A 15,756-nucleotide genomic window follows, 5' to 3' on the forward strand; every position below is an offset into this window, starting at 1 on the left:
TCACTCCGCCGCCACTTTACCGGCGCGCTCTGCGGCCCTCATGGCCTTGTGCATTGCTTCGGCCGCATCCCGGCCATCCTTGATTGCCCACACCACGAGCGATGCGCCGCGAACAATGTCGCCGGCCGCATAGACTCCGGGCAGGCTGGTTTCCATGGTCGCATAGTCGACACGCACGGCGCCCCAGCGATTGACGGTCAACGTCTCTTCGCCAAACAGTTCCGGCAGGTCTTCCGGGTCGAAGCCCAGCGCCTTGATCACCATGTCGGCCTTGAGATCGAACGTCTCTCCGGTCTTGACGGGCGACTGGCGCCCCGAGGCGTCCGGCTCTCCCAGCTTCATGCGGCTGGCCTTGACGGCTTTCACCTTGCCGGCCTTCGTGTCGAGAATAGCCTCGGGTGAGGCGAGCCATTCGAACTTGACGCCCTCTTCTTCCGCATTGGCCACTTCGCGCTGGCTGCCCGGCATGTTGGCGCGGTCGCGGCGATACAGGCAGGTGACGGATTTCGCGCCCTGTCGAATGGCCGTCCGCACGCAATCCATTGCCGTGTCGCCGCCGCCGATCACCACGACCCGCTTGCCATCGGCATTCAGGGCGCCCTCATCATAGGCGGGGACGGCGTCGCCAAAATTCTTGCGGTTGGAAGCGGTCAGGTATTCCAGCGCCGGATAGACGCCCGAAGCGCCACTGCCCGGGCATTTGAGATCCTTGGCCGCATAGACGCCCGTCGCGATCAGCACCGTGTCATGCTCTGCCCGCAGCGTGGCAAGTGAAACCGTTTCGCCCACGCGCGTGTTGAACTTGAACTGGATTCCGGAGTCTTCCAGGCGCTTGATGCGGCGCTCGACGACATCCTTCTCCAGCTTGAATCCCGGAATTCCATAAACGAGCAGTCCGCCGCCCCGGTCATAGGCATCATAGATCGTGACCTGATAGCCCTTGCGGCGCAGCTGTTCCGCTGCGGCCAATCCTGCGGGGCCCGCCCCGATGATGCCTGCCGACTGTGCGCGCTCGCGCGGCGGCTGGATGGGCGTGACCCAGCCCTGCTCCCAGGCATTGTCGGTGATGTATTTCTCGATGGAGCCGATCGTGACGGTGCCATGCCCGGATTGTTCGATCGTGCAGATGCCTTCGCACAGTCGGTCCTGCGGACAGATGCGACCGCAGATTTCCGGCATGTTGTTGGTTGCGGACGAGACCTGGTAGGCTTCTTCCAGACGGTTCTCGGCTGCCAGTTTCAGCCAGTCCGGGATATTGTTGGAAAGCGGGCAGCCCTGCTGGCAGAACGGCACGCCGCATTGAGAGCACCGCGTTGCCTGCTCGCGGGCCTTGTCGGTGCTGAACTCGGCATAGATTTCGTGGAAGTCATCCTTGCGGTCGGTCGCAGACCGTTTTGACGGCATGCTCCGCTCGACCTTGGTGAATTTCAGCATCTTCTCAGCCATTTCCGGCGCTCCCTGCTCTGGAGAGACGGGATTAGGTCTTTCTCACAGCCTCTGCAAGCGCATTCCACCTTCTAAGTATCATTTTGATCTGTTTAATGTGGGCAAAAGGACGAATATCCAGGCTATTGATAAGAGTTCTCAACACAACATATCATTTTGATCTACTTGACCTGGGTGGCAGTTTGGCCAAATTCGGTTAGTCAGGAAGTCGTCTCAACTGATCGGGCCAATCTGATGACCCTGTTACAGCTTGCCATTATCGCCCTGCTTCAGGGCACGACGGAATGGCTGCCCATTTCATCTTCCGGGCATGTGTTGCTGGCCGCCGATTTCTTCGAGGCGAGCCCGACAGATGAACTGCTGATCAATGCGGTTTCAAATCTCGGCACGCTGGCCGCGATGCTGATCTATTTCCGGAAAGATGTGGCGAGCGCCGTGGCGGGCGGATTTGAACTCTGCGCGGCGCCCATATCCCGAAATCCCCTGTCAAAAGGCGCCCGGCTGGCCCTGGCTGTCATCGTCGCAACGCCCGTCGCGCTGTTGGCCGCCTTTGCCTATGAGAAGCTCCTGCCCGAGACGCTGCTGGAATCGATGCGCAGCGTGTATGTCGTGGCCGCCACAACCATCCTGTTCGGGGCCCTGCTCTGGTGGGCAGATGTGGCCGGGGGGCGCGACCGCCGGGAAGAGGACATGACCCTCTGGCATGCCTTCCTGATCGGGGCGACACAGGCCATCGCCGCGATCCTGCCCGGCACCAGCCGGTCGGGCATCACGATGACCGCTGCCCGCGCATTCGGGTATGACCGCACCGAAGCGGCCCGGTTCTCTATGCTGATCGGAGCCCCAATTCTGGCCGCGGCGGGCCTCTACGGCGCCATGGGCCTGGTTTCGGCGGATGCGGGCACGACCGCGCTGACGATCCAGGATGGCCTGGTGGTTGCCGCCATCGCCTTCATCACCGGCCTGGCGTCCATCTGGTTCCTGATGTCGCTGCTCAGCCGGATGAGCTTCCTGCCCTTCGTCCTGTACCGGTTCGGGCTGGGCGCCGTGCTGGTGCTGGGATCGCCGCTGGTCGGCCTGTTCTGAGGCCCTAGGCTTCGGACGCCTTGTGGAACTCGCCATAGTCGCGGAAGCGCCAGAGATAGGTCGGCACAATCGCTTCAACGGATTCCAGTTCCGTCACGCCCAGATCCTCGAGGGTCAGGGCATCTTCGGCAACGACATTGTCTGACTTGAGCAGCTCGACCTGATCGCCTGTCAGCGGCGGATCGCCCAGAAAGCCCCAGGAGAAGGGCGGAATGTAGCGCCAAACGGCCGCCGTCAGATACCCCATCGGTTTGGCGACGAAGAATGGCAGGGGCGCCTTGAACCGCTTGCGGTCAATCGTCTCCAGGATCACGTCATAGAGTTCGTTGAACGTGTAGGTGCGCGGGCCGCCCAGCTCGTAGGTCTTGCCCGCCGTGCCAGCATCATCGACGGCAATTGCAATCGCCTCGGCCACATCACCGGCATAGACCGGCTGGAACCGTGTCTTGCCGCCGCCAATGGCGGGCAGGACCGGGAAAACACTCATTGCCGGGGAACTTGCCAGGGCGGCAAACCGATTGAAGAATTCATCTTCCGACGCAAACACGATGGACGGGCGCAGGATGGTAGCCGTCGGCACCGAGTCACGCACCGCCGCTTCGGCTTCCGCCTTGGTGCGCGCATAATCGGAAGCCGATTCCGCGTCCGCGCCAATGGCCGACACCTGGACGAACCGGGTGATGCCCTTTCCGGCAGCGACGTCTGCCAGCAGGGCAGCCCCTTCGGCCTGCGACCCGTCAAAGGTCTGCGCACCCTTTTCGAACATGATCCCGACCAGGTTCACCACGGCATCGGCGCCTTCAAGCGCGCGCTCGATGGAGGCCCGGTTGCGGATGTTGGCCTGCATGATGTCGACCCATCCGGGCGGGCCCGCCAGACGCACGTCACCGGCCGTGTTCACATGCCGGCAAGCCACGCGCACGCGCCAGCCCTTCTTCACCAGCTGACGGGCAGCATAGCGACCGATGAACCCCGATCCGCCGAAAACAGTTACCAAGCCTTTGGTCATCTTCAGTATCTCACATGGCGGCCCCGGCCGCGACAATCCGATGCGCGCCTTTGACCATAGACCCGTTCGCCTGTCTACCAAGCCGGCACGGGCGAATCAGCGCGGCCTGCAGAATGTCCTGCCCTGCTGCCTGCTTGCGCAGTCTGCCGGGCTTTCAGTCATGGCCCCTCAGGGGCCTGCACCGTGAACCAGTCCGACAGCGCCTGCTGCTGCGCCGCATCCATGTGCAGGCCCAGCCTGGAGCGGCGCCAGAGCACATCTTCGGCGGTTTCGACAAATTCCTCTGCCTGGAGGTAGCGCACTTCCGCCTCGGTCAGCCCGCCGCCGAACTGAACACCCAGCTGCGCCTCGGTCTGCGCGTCCTGGAGCACGGCCCGGACCCGTGTGCCATAGGCGCGGGCGAGCCGCGACAGGAGATCGGGGTCCATCTTGGGATAGGCCTGTGTCAGGCCGGCCAGAAAGGCATCGAAATCGGCGCCGGGAATGTCGCCGCCCGGCAGGCTGGCCTGTTCCGTCCAGTCCCGGCCCATTCCGGGATACACGTCCTTCAGCGTGTGCAGCGCATCTTCGGCAAGTTCGCGATAGGTCGTGATCTTGCCGCCGAACACCGAGAGGATGGGCGCACCCTCCGTGTCATCGCGTTTCAGCACATAGTCGCGCGTGACCTTTGACGCATTGGCCGCATGGTCATCATAGAGCGGGCGCACACCGGAATAGGTTGCCACCACATCGTCGGGCGTGATGGCGCGATTGTAGTATTCGCTGGCGCCGGCGCAGAGATAGTCGATCTCGTCCGCAGTGATTTCGACCCGGTCGCGATCTGCATCATAGGGCACATCGGTGGTGCCGATCAGCGTGAATGCCCCGCGCTCATAGGGGATGGCAAACATGATGCGGCCATCGCCATTCTGGAAGAAATAGGCATGATCGCCGTCATGCCATCGGGGCACGATGATGTGGCTGCCCTTCACAAGGCGCAGGTGGGTTTCGTCCGGCTGTCCGGAATCCAGCCCCAGGACATCGTCCACCCAGGCGCCGGCGGCATTGACCACCGCCTTGAATGTGCGCGTCTCGCTTTTCCCGTCGCGCTCCAGAACGGCTTCCCAATGATCGGCATGCCGGACCAGATCCGTGCATCTTGTGCGGGTCAGGATGTCTGCACCGCGGGCGCGCGCATCGACGGCATTCAGAACGACCAGCCGGGAATCCTCGACCCAGCAATCGGAATATTCGAAGGCAAGCCGGTAGTCCGGCTTCAGCGGGTCGAGCCGGTCGGTCGAGCGACGGCGCAGCGTGGAGGTGGGCGGCAACAGCTTCCGGCCGCCCAGATGGTCGTAAATGAACAGGCCCAGGCGGATCAGCCAGGCTGGCCGCAATTCCTTGTGATGGGGCAGCACAAACCGCATCGGCCAGATGATGTGCGGCGCCGCCCGAAGCAGGATTTCCCGCTCGATCAGCGCTTTCCTGACGAGGCTGAAATCATATTGTTCGAGATAGCGCAGGCCGCCATGGATCAGCTTGGTGCTGGATGAGGATGTGTGCTGGGCAAGGTCATCCTTCTCGCACAGGACAACGTCCAGACCCCGGCCGGCCGCGTCACGCGCGATGCCGGTGCCATTGATCCCGCCTCCGATGACGAGGAGGTCGTGCATCTCAGCCTTTCATCAGGCCGGCCGCCTTGAGCAGCTTGCCGGCGCGCAGCACGCGCTGCAGCTTGTGTTCCGAGGAGCGGTCACCCTTGTTCGAATCCGGGTGGAACCGCCGGACATATTCGGCATAGCGCGCCCGGATCTCGGCCGGCTTCGCATCGGTGTCGAGATCAAGCTCCTTCAGGGCGCGGCGCTGCAATGTGTTGCGCTGGCTGGACGCTGATGATTCGCCGCTGGCCACATCATCCATATTGAAGAAGCGGCTCCCGGCCCAGCGGCGCGGGTCCAGCTTCTGGGCGCTCTTGTCACCGCCGAGCGGGCCGGTGCCGAATTTCCAGGTGCGCTTGTGCCCGAACCGTTCCTGACGGGCGAAGGACGCCGCTTCCGCTTCGGACATGCCTTCGAAGAAATTGAAGTTGCGATTGTATTCTGCAGCGTGCGCCTGGCAGAAATAATGGCGGCCATTCCCCTTGCGCTTGGGCGCGGGATGGGTGCCTTCCAGATCACACCCCTTATGGTCGCACACACGCGTTTTCTGCGCACGGGCGCGGGAGGCCTCGTCCTTCGGAGGCTTGACGCGTATATCCTTGAACTTCACGCGATAGGAAAATGGGTCACCGTCAGACATGACCCGGCATAATAAGGAGTGCAGGTTAAAGATGCCACAGCCAAGTGACAGGTTATCGCGAATTCGTGACCTTCTGACCGAGGCGTTCGACCCGGTTGAACTGGAAATCACCGATGACAGCCACAAGCATGCCGGACATGCCGGGGCCGCCCCGGGCGGTGAGACCCATTATAGTGTCCGAATCACCTCCGCCGCCTTTGAAGGCCTTTCCCGCGTGCAGACGCAGCGCACAATCATGATGGTGCTGCAGTCGGAGTTCGATTCCGGGCTGCACGCGCTGGCGCTCAACGCGAAGGCGGCCTGAGTCGCAAAAAAAAGCGAACCCGGCCGGAACCGAAATATGACTGGAACATTAATTCCACAGCCGTCGAGGAGAACGGGTGATGGTAAGAATGATCCTGCTGGCCGCTGCGGCCAGCGCCGCTATTTCGGGTCCAGCCCTGGCAGACCCGACATCCGAGCAGCTGAATTATGGCATGCTTCACTGGATTCGGGACACGGTCTGCCAGCCGGGCCGAGAGATTGTCTTCGTGCCGGTGTCGCATGATGTGCCGACCCTGAAGGGTGAATGGGCCGTGATCGGCATGGACGATCCGGACCCGGATTCCGCCCATATTGTCACCCTGTCGGAAAAGACCTGGCTGAAAGCCAATGGCTGCGACGAGGACATGCCACGCGGCCTTCAGATGGCCGGGCGCGAGACGGGATCAGCTGGTCTCGGCCTCTGATACGTTCAGACCGGTGACCTGATTGCGCTGGCGGCGCAGGATGTTGAACCGGTATCCGTGAAACACGAAACTCTGGCCCGGTTCCGGAATGGTCTGCGCCTCGTGGATAACCAGCCCCGCCACCGTCACGGCCTCATCGTCGGGCAGGTTCCAGCCGGTCGCGCGGTTGAGATCCCGGATCGGCACCCATCCATCGACATTGACAGACCCGTTCGGCTGGGGCCGCACGCCCTGCACCGCCACATCGTGCTCATCGTGAATGTGGCCGACAATCTCTTCCAGAATGTCTTCCAGAGTGATCAGGCCCTGCAGCTCTCCATATTCATCCACCACCAGCGCGAAGTGGCTGCGCTTCTGAAGGAAGGCGTCCAGCTGGTCCTGGACCGGCGTCGTTTCCGGCACGAACCAGGGCTTGCGCAACAGGCCTTCGAGATCGAGCGAAGAAAGGTCACCGCCCAACGGCAGGGCCGCGCGCAGCAGATCCTTGGCGTGCAGGATGCCGACAATTTCCTCTTTCTCGCCGCGATACAGCGGCAGGCGCGTATGCGGGCTGGCCATCGCCTTCATAATCAGCTGACGCGGTTCGAGATCCGCGTTCAGCATCTTGATGTTCTTGCGGTGGATCATGACATCCTCGACCGTCAGCTCCTTCAGGTCGAGCGCGCCGACAAGGCGCAGCCGGTCTTCCGCCGCCACGCCGCCCTCCGAGGCGTGCAGGTCGATCGCGCCGCGAATTTCCTGTTCCGCCGACACCGATTCCGCCGGGGCGCCGAGCCCCAGGATCTTCAGGGTGACGGTCACCACCATCTGGATCAGCACGACGAACCAGGACACCGCCAGGACAAGGGCGCTGATCGGGCGGGCCACGCTCATCGCCATCGAATCCGGCCGCGTGATGGCATAGGTCTTCGGCAGCACTTCGGCAAAGACGAGGACCAGGAGCGTCATCACAGCGGTCGCCATGGCCAGCGCCAGCCCGCCCTGACCGAACAGGGCCGTGAACAGCGATGTGGCCAGAACCGAGGCCAGAATGTTGACGAGGTTGTTGCCCAGCAGGATGGCGCCGATCAGGTTTTCCCGATTGGTGATCAGGCGGTTCACGGTTTCCGCGCGCTTGTCGCCGTCCTTTTCAAGCTGGTGCATGCGCGCGCGCGAGGCCGCCGTCAGGGCGGTTTCAGACCCCGAGAAGAAGGCTGACATGCCAAGCAGCAGCAAAATGGAAACAGCATAGCCGATAATCATGGAACGACTTTCATTGTGTAGGATCAGCCTTCCAGCAACTCGCCCCGCAGGAAGGTTTCGACCGATGCAAGGTCTGCATCCCTGTGAATATAGGACTGGCCGATGCCGCGCGCGAGGATGAGGGGCACATGGCCGCCGCTCGCTTTCTTGTCCTGCTGCATCAGCGAGACGAGACGGCTGGCCGTATAGGGCCCACCCTGCCGGCCGGGAATGGCGGCGGGGAGGCCGGACGCCTCCAGATGCGCCTTCACCCGCGCGGCGTCTTCGGCCGGGGTCAGGCCCTGGCTGGCGCCATAGCGAAACGCCAGCGCCATGCCGATCGCCACCCCTTCCCCGTGCAGCAGGTCCGGCCCGTAGCCATTTGCCGCTTCCAGCGCATGGCCGAACGTATGTCCGAGATTGAGCAGGGCGCGCACGCCGGTCTCGCGTTCATCCTCGGCCACAATGGCGGCCTTGGCGCGGCAGCTGGTGGCCACTGCATGGGCGATCGCCTTCGGGTCCAGCGCCAGCACGTCGCTGCCATGACGCTCCAGCCACTCGAAGAAGCCGGCATCATTGATCAGGCCGTATTTGACGATCTCTGCATAGCCGGCGCGCAATTCGCGGGGCGGCAGGGTTTCAAGCAGCGCGGTGTCCGCGATGACGAGTTGCGGCTGATAGAAGGCCCCGATGAGATTCTTGCCGCGCGGCGTGTTCACGGCCGTCTTTCCACCGACCGAGGAATCGACCTGCGCAAGCAGCGTTGTCGGGACCTGGACGAATTTCATGCCGCGTTTCATCAGGCTGGCCGCGAGCCCGGTAATGTCCCCGATGACGCCGCCGCCGAGCGCAATCACGACATCCCCGCGGTCTGCCGACGCTTCCAGCAGCCAGTCGAGAATATGCTCCAGATTGGAGAAGGATTTTGTTTTCTCGCCCGGCGGCAGGGCCAGCCAGTGCGTGGCCACGCCGCTTGGCCCGAGCGCCTCGTCCAGCCGATGCCGGTGCAGGCGCTCGACCGTCTCATCGGTCAGGACAAACACGCGGGGCTGTTTGAGCATGCCGGACAGGCGGCTGCCCAACTGGTCCAGCGCGCCATGGCCGACCAGAATGTCATAGCTGCGGTCTCCGAGATCGACGATCACGGTTTCAATCGGCGGGGCGGTGAGGTTCACTTCGGTGTCCAAGTCTGCAAGGCCCTGTAGATGGCGTTGACGGTGTTTACATGGGGGCCGTCCTTTGACGGCACGACGAGATCAGCCTGCGAATAGATCGGTTCGCGTTCTGCCAGCAGATTGGTCAGCACATCCTTGGCATCGGGCCGGCGCAGCAGCGGACGGGTGTCGCGCTTCTGCACACGGCGCCAGAGGGTTTCAAGATCTGCATTCAGCCAGATGGTGACCGCATTTTCGCGCATCAGCGCCCGCGTTTCCGCATTCAGATAGGCCCCGCCGCCCGTGGCAAGCACATGCGGAGGCTCCGCAAGCAGGCGTTTCAGGACCTGATGCTCGCCGCGGCGGAAATCCTCTTCCCCGTGCAGCGCGAAAATGTCGGTGATGGACAGGCCAGCCGCCTTTTCGATTTCCGTATCACTGTCATAGAATTTCCGGCCCAGCTTCTCGGCGAGACGGCGTCCCACAGTCGACTTGCCCGCGCCCATCAAACCGACAAGCGCAACCGTCCGGGACATGTAGGGCAATGTCTCGCTGTCGGGATTTGTCGAACTGTCACTGTCAGATGGCATTCTGGACTTTCAGGCTCTGTTGGGTACTTGTCCTATAGTTGCTGCGGCGCCTTCGCAATCCAGCGCCGGAAATCTGTATCCAAGGGTCTTATTCCATGCGCAAGTTTCTCATTCTTCTGGGCCTGCTGATTATCCTGGTCCTGGGCGCTGCCTGGTGGCTGGGCGGACAGGCCGCAAAGGGCAAGCCGGAACCCGGTGAAGTCCGCATCGAGGTGGACAATGTCCTTTAGGGGACTGGCCGCCGCCGCGCTGATCGGGTCGGTCGCCCTGACGGCCGAGGCGCAGATCGAGGATTCCGGCCTGGACCTGGTGAATCCGTGGGGCATGAGCTTTCTGGAAGCCGGTGAACCGTCGCTGTCCACAGACATGTGGAGCGCGTCCGATGCCGATGACCTTCTGCCGCTGATGCGGGACGTGCGGACACATGGCCTGACCCCGGCAGAGCGCACATTGATGCGCCGCATGGCCCTGTCCCCGGCCGCGCCGCCCCCCGGCGCGCAGGAGCCGGCCCTGCGGGCAGAGCGTGCCCGCATCATGTATGAGCTCGGCGAGGCCGAGGCGGCCGCCAGCCTGATGGCCCGTCTCGAGACGCCGCCTCCGGGGCTGGATGCCGACGAGATTGTCGCGGATCTGAACCTGGCCCTGGGCAATGAAGCCACGGCCTGCAACATGCTGGATGATCCGGACCGGATGACCGGATACTGGGCCAAACTGCGCGCTGTCTGTGCGGCGCTGCGCGGCAACACGGCCGGGGCAGAACTGGCCATCGAGATGGCGTTGCAGCAGGACGCGGTCGATTCCTGGCTCTTGTCAGCGGTCTTTGCGGCGTCCGGAGAGTTGCCGGAGCCGCCGGAGGCCGATTTCTCCTCCGGCCTCAACCTGGCCATTTCCGCAGAAGCCGGGCTGGTCCCGCCGGACTCCCCGATCCCTGACAGCCGGCCTGACCTGGCGGCCGCAATGGCCGAGCACCCCAATTTGCCGGACAGGCTGCGCGTGGAAGCTGCGGCGCAGGCAGCCGCCGCCGGACTGCTTCCGGACCGGACTTACCGGTCCCTCTTCCTGACCCTCGTCAACAGTCCGGACTTTGTGCCGGAGACCGCCCTGGAAAGTGCGGTCTATGCGGCGCGTGACCCGCTGGTCAGCGATGAGGATCGCGCCTTTGCCCTGGCCTCTGCGCTGGAGGAGTCGATGCGGACCCCGGCAGAGTTCCGGGTCGTTTCGGCGCTCCTTTGGGAGGAGATTGCCCGCCTGCCGGTGACGGCCGCGACAGCGCCCGGCGCCCCGGTCTTTGCCCGGGCGGCCCTGGCGACGGGACATTTCCGGGCCGCTAAGGACTGGTCGTCCGCAAACACGATGGAGGGCGCGCTGGCCGATGGCGGATTCGATGCGGCCCGCATGGCTGCCCTTGTCGTGCTGGCCGGACAGGAAACATCTGCCAGCGCGGTCAGCTATATCGGCACCCGGCTGGCAGAACAGGCAGAATCGGACGCGCAGCTGGCGGAGGCGAAACGCCTGTTTTCCCTCTGGACAGCATTGGGCATTGCCGCACCGGCAGAAGCCAGACGCCTGATGTCCGAAGGCACTGCCGAACCGGGTGACCAGGCATTCCAGCCTGCCCTGCTGGCAATTCTGGCAGCCGCAGAGGCAAATGCCGCGGGAGAGGTGATCCTGTCTACGGTCGGGCTGACGCATGGCGATCCGAGCGAGCTGGATGATGGCAGCCTGCTGATCCTGCTGAAGGCGCTTCAGCGCATCGGCGCAGAGGATGGCGCCCGGCAGCTGGCGCTGGAAGCCTCCGGCTACTGGAAGGCGTCCTGATCCGTTCATCCTGTTTCAATGCCTGCGTGTCAGGGTCGGGACATGACCGACCGCGCCCGTATTGAAGCCTTTCTTGAAATGATGTCCGCCGAGCGCGGAGCTTCGGCCAATACGCTCGATGCCTATGGCCGTGACCTGCTGGATGCATCGGAACATTGTTCCGGCGGGCTGTGCGATGCGACAGGCGCCGAGATATCAGGCTGGCTGCAGGATCTAGCGAGACGCGGCATGGCGGCCTCGACGCAGGCGCGGAAGCTGTCCGCGGTGCGCCGTTTTTTCCGGTTCCTGTTCGAGGAAGGCGACCGGAAGGATGATCCAACGGCCCAGATTGACGGCCCCGCTCCGGCCCGCGACGTGCCGGATGTCCTGTCCCGCGAAGACGTGGCCCGGCTGCTGGACGCCTGCGCCGACGATCCGCGCATGCGGTGCCTGCTCGAATTGCTGTACGGTGCCGGGCTGCGCGCCACCGAACTGGTCTCCCTGAAACTCGGCCAGCTGCCCCGCCGCAAGGGCCAGCGCTGGACGACGCGGGATATCATTGTGCGCGGCAAGGGCGGAAAGGACCGCCTGTGTCCACTTGGCCGCCCGGCCTTGGCCGCCCTGTCCGACTGGCTGGCCGTGCGCGAGGATTACCTGCCGGAAGGATCGCTGGCGCGCGGACGGGCAGAGCCCTTCCTGTTCCCGTCGCGGGGAAAGGCCGGACACCTGACCCGCCGGCGGCTGGGACAGATGCTGGAAGCGCTGGCAGTGGCGGCCGGGCTGCGGTCAGACCGGGTTCACCCGCACGCGCTGCGCCATGCCTATGCCACGCACCTGCTGATGGGCGGGGCCGATTTGCGCAGCGTGCAAACCCTGCTCGGGCATGCCGACATCGCCACGACGCAGATCTACACGCATGTCCTGACAGACGAACTTGCCGAACTCCTGGAAACCGCACATCCGCTGGCGCAGAGCTGACCGGGCCGCACGAAAGTTCGCTAGGCGCGGCTTCAAGGGATTGATAGAATGTGCGCAAAGGTCGCAGGCGATCCGGGAAAAGTTTCCGGCGCGCGCTGAATCTCTTCTTATATGCAGCTCCCCTTCAACCCCCTATCGAGGCGTGAAAGTGTCCGGTATGAAACGCGTTCTGAGTGCTCTTATTCCCACCATCCTGATCTCCGAGATCATCGCCATCACGCTGATGGCAGCAACTTGGGTGTTGCTGTCCGCCCTTCATGCCAGCACCGGCATGCTGATCGGCGGGGAGATCGTGACCATGCTGGGCGTGGCGGTTCTGGCAGTCATCATTTTCCGGCGGGCCATGCGCATCGACATCGAGGCCGTCCCAGCCGACGATTGATCAGGCAGCGGTCGCCGAGCCGCGCGAAGCGACCCAGAAAGCGTGAATCACGCCGGGCAGCCAGCCGATCAGGGTGAGCAGCACGTTCAGCAGGAATTGCAGACCGATCCCTTCTTTCAGGGCAACGGCCACTGGCGGCAGGAAAATGGTCAGCAGGATCATCAGCAGGGACATGTCGGCATTCCTTGATTGCGATATGGTACTGATTGAATGCGCAGCCTGCGCCGCGGTTCCATGCTGCACCGGAGTCTCATTGCCGGAAGAATTTTGCCGCGCCGGTTGACGCTGCGGGCGGGCACCGCCTAGACCAGCGATCAGGGCGTTTCAATCAAGTGTAGTACAGACCGCATCGGGTGAGGTGGGCGGCCGTGTATGCGGAGTTCATCGTGTCAGCCATATTCACCCCTTCCGCAGACAAGGAATTCTTCACGCCGTTCGGGCCGATGCTGGGCTATGTCCGCATGCCGCCGAATCTCGTCGAATACCTGAACGCATCCATGAGCGAACAGCTGGAGGATCATTCCGCGAGCCTTGTGGGGAAGGTCCGCCAGGAATTGCTGTTTCCGAAACCGCTGGTCGATGCGGCTGCCGGTGCGCTCGGCAATGCGCTGATCGAATATCATATCCGGGCCAGTCATCGCGGCACATTTGGCGACTATGACCATACGGCCAAACGTTATGAGCTGAACATCATGGCGGGCTGGTTCGTGCGACAGTTCGAAAATGAGTACAACCCGCTGCACATCCATACCGGTTGCGCCCTGTCCTGTGTCGGGTATCTGCGCCTGCCCGAAGGCATTGATGATGAATGGGCGGAAGACGACAAGGACCATCATCCGACCCATGGACACCTTCAGTTCGCCCATGGCACGGATTCCCACTATTCGGTCTCGAACTTCATGATCCGGCCGCGCGTCGGTGATTTCTACATCTTCCCCTCCTACATGTTTCACAGCGTGTATCCGTTCAAAACGCCGGGGGAACGCCGATCATTCAGCATGAACCTGTCAGTCGTGGAATCGGAGGCATGAGCCTTTCTGACTGATTGACGCGCTGGGCCCGCCCTCTATGTTGCGCCGCAACAAGGAGGAACGCATGAGCACCAAGACCCCGAGAGACTTCTTCAAGCCGCTGGCCATCGGCGCCCCCGCCCCGATGCGCGACCTGCCGGTGCGGCTGGAGCGGATGATCCATTTCGTCCCGCCGCATCTGGACAAGGTGCGCGCCAAGGTGCCGCAAATGGCCGGAGGCGTGGACGTCATGCTGGCCAATCTGGAAGACGCCATTCCGGCTGATGCCAAGGATGCTGCCCGTGCCGGCGCCATCGAGATGGCGTCCATGTATGACTGGCAGGGTCAGGGAACCGGCTTCTGGAGCCGCGTGAATCCGCTGAACTCCCCCTGGTTTCAGGAAGATGTCAGCGAGCTGGTCCTGAAGGCCGGCCACCAGCTGGACGTCATCATGCTGCCCAAGGTCGAGGGACCGTGGGACATCCATTTCGCTGACCAGTATGTTGCTCAGCTGGAAGCGAAAGCCGGCCTGACCCGCCCGATCCTGTTCCACGCCATCCTCGAGACGGCGCAGGGCATGGCGCGGGTTGAAGAGATCGCGCTGGCCAGCCCGCGCATGCAGGGCATCAGCCTCGGACCGGCCGACCTGGCTGCCGACCGCAAGATGAAGACCACGCGTGTGGGCGGGGGACACCCCTTCTACCGGGTGATCGACGATCCAAACGAAGACGGCAGCGCGCGCGCCTCTGCGCAACAGGATCCTTGGCACTATACGATCGCACGCATGGTCGACGCATGTCGGATGGCAGGCATCAACGCATTTTATGGCCCGTTCGGCGACATCGCCGATCTCGAAGCCTGTGAGCAGCAATTCCGCAATGCCTTCCTGCTGGGCTGCTCCGGGACATGGAGCCTGCATCCGAACCAGATTGCCATCGCGAAGAAGGTGTTCAGCCCGGATCCCGGCGAAGTCAAATTCGCCCGCAAGATCCTCGCCGCCATGCCCGACGGGTCCGGCGTCGCCATGATTGACGGCAAGATGCAGGATGATGCGACCTGGAAACAGGCCAAGGTGATCTCCGATCTGGCGGATCTCGTGGCCAGCAAGGATCCGGACCTGGCCGCAGCCTACGAGGCGTAATTCCGCTTCACCTGCGGGTTTCGCGTGTTAGGGTCTCCCCGGAAGAGGGAGTGAATGACATGCGAACACCCGTTACGGCGCTGCTGTGCCTGAGCCTGGCGGCCCTGCCCGCGCTGGCGGACGAGGTCTGGACCACGCCGATCGGCGATGTGGTCTATGAAGACGAAACCGATGATGGCTGGGCCGTCTGGTCCTATCCCGGGCTCGATGCGCGCGGCACGGTGTATCTGAAGGATCTGGCCGGCGTTTATGAAGGCCGGGGTGCCTATGCCGGCATCTGGGTCGAACCCGAGAGCCCCGGGATAGAGTTGTGCGACGTGGCGGTTACAAATCCGGCAACGGGAGAGTCCCACTACAATTGGGGCCGGGTCGATATCGTGTTCACCGAGCCGGACTTTCCCGGCGGCTGGGTTGCCCTTCGAGGCAACTGCTTCAACGATCCCAGCGACTATCTGATCGGCAAACCGGTCACGGCAATGACAGAACAGGAACAATAGGATGGCGGAACATCTGATACCAATGACGGGACACAGCCCGAACCTGCAGCGCTGGATCGACTGGATGAATGGTGACCATGCGCCCGACGGCCTGGCGCGGCAGCTGTCCGATGATGTCGTGTTCAAGAGCCCGGTGGTGCACACGCCGCAGGAAGGCAAGGCCATCACCCTGGCGTATCTGACGGCGGCGGGCGCGACGCTGGGCGGAGACACGTTCCGCTATACCCGCGTGTTTGACTGCGGCGACCAGGCGGTGCTCGAGTTCGAGTGCGTGATGGATGGCATTCTGGTCAATGGCGTGGACATGATCGCCTGGAACGCGGACGGCAAGATCGAGGACTTCAAGGTCATGGTCCGTCCCCTGAAGGGCATGCAGGCCGTGCACGCCGCCATGGGCGCAATGCTCGAGAAGATGAAACAGGGCGCCTGACGGCCGGATA

19 protein-coding genes are annotated in these 15,756 nt (G+C 63.2%); 11 read left to right on the forward strand and 8 right to left on the reverse strand.

Annotation, left to right across the window (positions count from 1 at the left end):
- Positions 1 to 1,446, reverse strand: a complete 1,446-nt coding sequence (locus HF955_RS06185) for an NAD(P)-dependent oxidoreductase (protein WP_027842053.1) — start codon at positions 1,444 to 1,446, stop codon at positions 1 to 3.
- A gap of 234 nt (positions 1,447 to 1,680) precedes the next feature.
- On the opposite strand from HF955_RS06185, the gene HF955_RS06190 reads away from it, so the two are divergent.
- Complete coding sequence (locus HF955_RS06190; protein WP_027842052.1) at positions 1,681 to 2,532, forward strand: undecaprenyl-diphosphate phosphatase; 852 nt, start codon at positions 1,681 to 1,683, stop codon at positions 2,530 to 2,532.
- Positions 2,533 to 2,536: 4 nt separating this feature from the next.
- Here HF955_RS06190 and HF955_RS06195 read toward each other — a convergent pair whose 3' ends face one another.
- The 3 genes from HF955_RS06195 to HF955_RS06205 form a co-directional block, all read right to left on the reverse strand.
- Positions 2,537 to 3,541 carry a complex I NDUFA9 subunit family protein gene (locus HF955_RS06195; protein ID WP_291078702.1) on the reverse strand — a complete coding sequence of 335 codons (1,005 nt, stop codon included), beginning with the start codon at positions 3,539 to 3,541 and terminating at the stop codon, positions 2,537 to 2,539.
- Positions 3,542 to 3,699: 158 nt separating this feature from the next.
- On the reverse strand, positions 3,700 to 5,193 hold the full coding sequence (locus tag HF955_RS06200; RefSeq protein ID WP_291078703.1) for a glycerol-3-phosphate dehydrogenase: 1,494 nt from the start codon (positions 5,191 to 5,193) through the stop codon (positions 3,700 to 3,702).
- Between the two features lies 1 nt (position 5,194).
- Entirely contained in the window at positions 5,195 to 5,818 is a 624-nt protein-coding gene (locus HF955_RS06205) for a DnaJ domain-containing protein (RefSeq protein WP_291078704.1), read from the reverse strand.
- A 31-nt stretch (positions 5,819 to 5,849) separates the two neighbouring features.
- Here HF955_RS06205 and HF955_RS06210 point away from each other — a divergent pair, with 31 nt between their 5' ends.
- Together HF955_RS06210 and HF955_RS06215 are read left to right on the forward strand one after the other, a co-directional pair.
- Complete coding sequence (locus HF955_RS06210; RefSeq protein WP_036264946.1) at positions 5,850 to 6,122, forward strand: BolA family transcriptional regulator; 273 nt, start codon at positions 5,850 to 5,852, stop codon at positions 6,120 to 6,122.
- A 79-nt stretch (positions 6,123 to 6,201) separates the two neighbouring features.
- A complete protein-coding gene (locus HF955_RS06215; RefSeq protein ID WP_291078705.1) occupies positions 6,202 to 6,546 on the forward strand; it encodes a hypothetical protein in 345 nt (114 codons plus the stop codon).
- Here HF955_RS06215 and HF955_RS06220 read toward each other — a convergent pair.
- Genes HF955_RS06220 through HF955_RS06230 form a run of 3 tightly spaced genes read right to left on the reverse strand, consistent with a single transcriptional unit; the run spans position 6,526 to position 9,511 of the window.
- A complete protein-coding gene (locus tag HF955_RS06220; protein ID WP_291078706.1) occupies positions 6,526 to 7,788 on the reverse strand; it encodes an HlyC/CorC family transporter in 1,263 nt (420 codons plus the stop codon). The genes HF955_RS06215 and HF955_RS06220 overlap by 21 nt on opposite strands.
- 23 nt (positions 7,789 to 7,811) lie before the next feature.
- On the reverse strand, positions 7,812 to 8,942 hold the full coding sequence (aroB, locus tag HF955_RS06225) for a 3-dehydroquinate synthase (RefSeq protein ID WP_291078707.1): 1,131 nt from the start codon (positions 8,940 to 8,942) through the stop codon (positions 7,812 to 7,814).
- Entirely contained in the window at positions 8,939 to 9,511 is a 573-nt protein-coding gene (locus HF955_RS06230; RefSeq protein ID WP_291078708.1) for a shikimate kinase, read from the reverse strand. The genes aroB and HF955_RS06230 overlap by 4 nt, the downstream gene beginning before the upstream one ends.
- Positions 9,512 to 9,606: 95 nt before the next feature.
- Here HF955_RS06230 and HF955_RS06235 point away from each other — a divergent pair, with 95 nt between their 5' ends.
- The 4 genes from HF955_RS06235 (at position 9,607) to HF955_RS06250 (ending at position 12,668) form a co-directional block, all read left to right on the forward strand.
- Positions 9,607 to 9,741 (forward strand): hypothetical protein, encoded by a 135-nt coding sequence (locus HF955_RS06235; RefSeq protein ID WP_291078709.1) that lies wholly within the window; start codon positions 9,607 to 9,609, stop codon positions 9,739 to 9,741.
- The gene (locus tag HF955_RS06240) at positions 9,731 to 11,329 is read left to right on the forward strand and encodes a hypothetical protein (protein WP_291078710.1); all 1,599 of its coding nucleotides are present in this window, start codon (positions 9,731 to 9,733) and stop codon (positions 11,327 to 11,329) included. The genes HF955_RS06235 and HF955_RS06240 overlap by 11 nt, the downstream gene beginning before the upstream one ends.
- A 42-nt stretch (positions 11,330 to 11,371) precedes the next feature.
- Positions 11,372 to 12,286: a tyrosine recombinase gene (locus HF955_RS06245; protein WP_291078711.1), complete on the forward strand. Its 915-nt coding sequence runs from the start codon at positions 11,372 to 11,374 to the stop codon at positions 12,284 to 12,286.
- A 157-nt stretch (positions 12,287 to 12,443) separates the two neighbouring features.
- Positions 12,444 to 12,668: a hypothetical protein gene (locus tag HF955_RS06250; protein WP_291078712.1), complete on the forward strand. Its 225-nt coding sequence runs from the start codon at positions 12,444 to 12,446 to the stop codon at positions 12,666 to 12,668.
- On the opposite strand, the gene HF955_RS06255 is transcribed toward HF955_RS06250, so the two are convergent.
- Positions 12,669 to 12,842: a YqaE/Pmp3 family membrane protein gene (locus tag HF955_RS06255; RefSeq protein WP_291078713.1), complete on the reverse strand. Its 174-nt coding sequence runs from the start codon at positions 12,840 to 12,842 to the stop codon at positions 12,669 to 12,671.
- Between the two features lie 212 nt (positions 12,843 to 13,054).
- Here HF955_RS06255 and HF955_RS06260 point away from each other — a divergent pair, with 212 nt between their 5' ends.
- From HF955_RS06260 to HF955_RS06275, 4 genes are all read left to right on the forward strand, one after another.
- Complete coding sequence (locus HF955_RS06260) at positions 13,055 to 13,699, forward strand: putative 2OG-Fe(II) oxygenase (RefSeq protein ID WP_291078714.1); 645 nt, start codon at positions 13,055 to 13,057, stop codon at positions 13,697 to 13,699.
- A gap of 64 nt (positions 13,700 to 13,763) precedes the next feature.
- Complete coding sequence (locus HF955_RS06265; RefSeq protein WP_291078715.1) at positions 13,764 to 14,819, forward strand: CoA ester lyase; 1,056 nt, start codon at positions 13,764 to 13,766, stop codon at positions 14,817 to 14,819.
- A 59-nt stretch (positions 14,820 to 14,878) separates the two neighbouring features.
- Positions 14,879 to 15,316 carry a hypothetical protein gene (locus HF955_RS06270; protein ID WP_027842038.1) on the forward strand — a complete coding sequence of 146 codons (438 nt, stop codon included), beginning with the start codon at positions 14,879 to 14,881 and terminating at the stop codon, positions 15,314 to 15,316.
- A gap of 1 nt (position 15,317) precedes the next feature.
- Positions 15,318 to 15,746, forward strand: coding sequence for a nuclear transport factor 2 family protein (locus HF955_RS06275; protein WP_291078716.1), 429 nt, complete (start codon positions 15,318 to 15,320; stop codon positions 15,744 to 15,746).
- The last annotated feature ends 10 nt before the right edge of the window (positions 15,747 to 15,756 follow it).

The organism is Hyphomonas sp. (assembly GCF_017792385.1).
Taxonomy (GTDB): Bacteria; Pseudomonadota; Alphaproteobacteria; order Caulobacterales; family Hyphomonadaceae; genus Hyphomonas.

Coding starts and splice junctions, on each gene's coding strand:
- HF955_RS06230 (WP_291078708.1), bottom strand. CDS start 9,511: ATGCCATCTGACAGTGACAGTTCGACAAATCCCGACAGCGAGACATTG.
- HF955_RS06220 (WP_291078706.1), bottom strand. CDS start 7,788: ATGATTATCGGCTATGCTGTTTCCATTTTGCTGCTGCTTGGCATGTCA.
- HF955_RS06200 (WP_291078703.1), bottom strand. CDS start 5,193: ATGCACGACCTCCTCGTCATCGGAGGCGGGATCAATGGCACCGGCATC.
- HF955_RS06255 (WP_291078713.1), bottom strand. CDS start 12,842: ATGTCCCTGCTGATGATCCTGCTGACCATTTTCCTGCCGCCAGTGGCC.
- HF955_RS06275 (WP_291078716.1), top strand. CDS start 15,318: ATGGCGGAACATCTGATACCAATGACGGGACACAGCCCGAACCTGCAG.
- HF955_RS06250 (WP_291078712.1), top strand. CDS start 12,444: ATGAAACGCGTTCTGAGTGCTCTTATTCCCACCATCCTGATCTCCGAG.
- HF955_RS06190 (WP_027842052.1), top strand. CDS start 1,681: ATGACCCTGTTACAGCTTGCCATTATCGCCCTGCTTCAGGGCACGACG.
- HF955_RS06185 (WP_027842053.1), bottom strand. CDS start 1,446: ATGGCTGAGAAGATGCTGAAATTCACCAAGGTCGAGCGGAGCATGCCG.
- HF955_RS06265 (WP_291078715.1), top strand. CDS start 13,764: ATGAGCACCAAGACCCCGAGAGACTTCTTCAAGCCGCTGGCCATCGGC.
- HF955_RS06235 (WP_291078709.1), top strand. CDS start 9,607: ATGCGCAAGTTTCTCATTCTTCTGGGCCTGCTGATTATCCTGGTCCTG.
- HF955_RS06195 (WP_291078702.1), bottom strand. CDS start 3,541: ATGACCAAAGGCTTGGTAACTGTTTTCGGCGGATCGGGGTTCATCGGT.
- HF955_RS06240 (WP_291078710.1), top strand. CDS start 9,731: ATGTCCTTTAGGGGACTGGCCGCCGCCGCGCTGATCGGGTCGGTCGCC.
- HF955_RS06210 (WP_036264946.1), top strand. CDS start 5,850: ATGCCACAGCCAAGTGACAGGTTATCGCGAATTCGTGACCTTCTGACC.
- HF955_RS06245 (WP_291078711.1), top strand. CDS start 11,372: ATGACCGACCGCGCCCGTATTGAAGCCTTTCTTGAAATGATGTCCGCC.
- HF955_RS06270 (WP_027842038.1), top strand. CDS start 14,879: ATGCGAACACCCGTTACGGCGCTGCTGTGCCTGAGCCTGGCGGCCCTG.
- HF955_RS06205 (WP_291078704.1), bottom strand. CDS start 5,818: ATGTCTGACGGTGACCCATTTTCCTATCGCGTGAAGTTCAAGGATATA.
- HF955_RS06215 (WP_291078705.1), top strand. CDS start 6,202: ATGGTAAGAATGATCCTGCTGGCCGCTGCGGCCAGCGCCGCTATTTCG.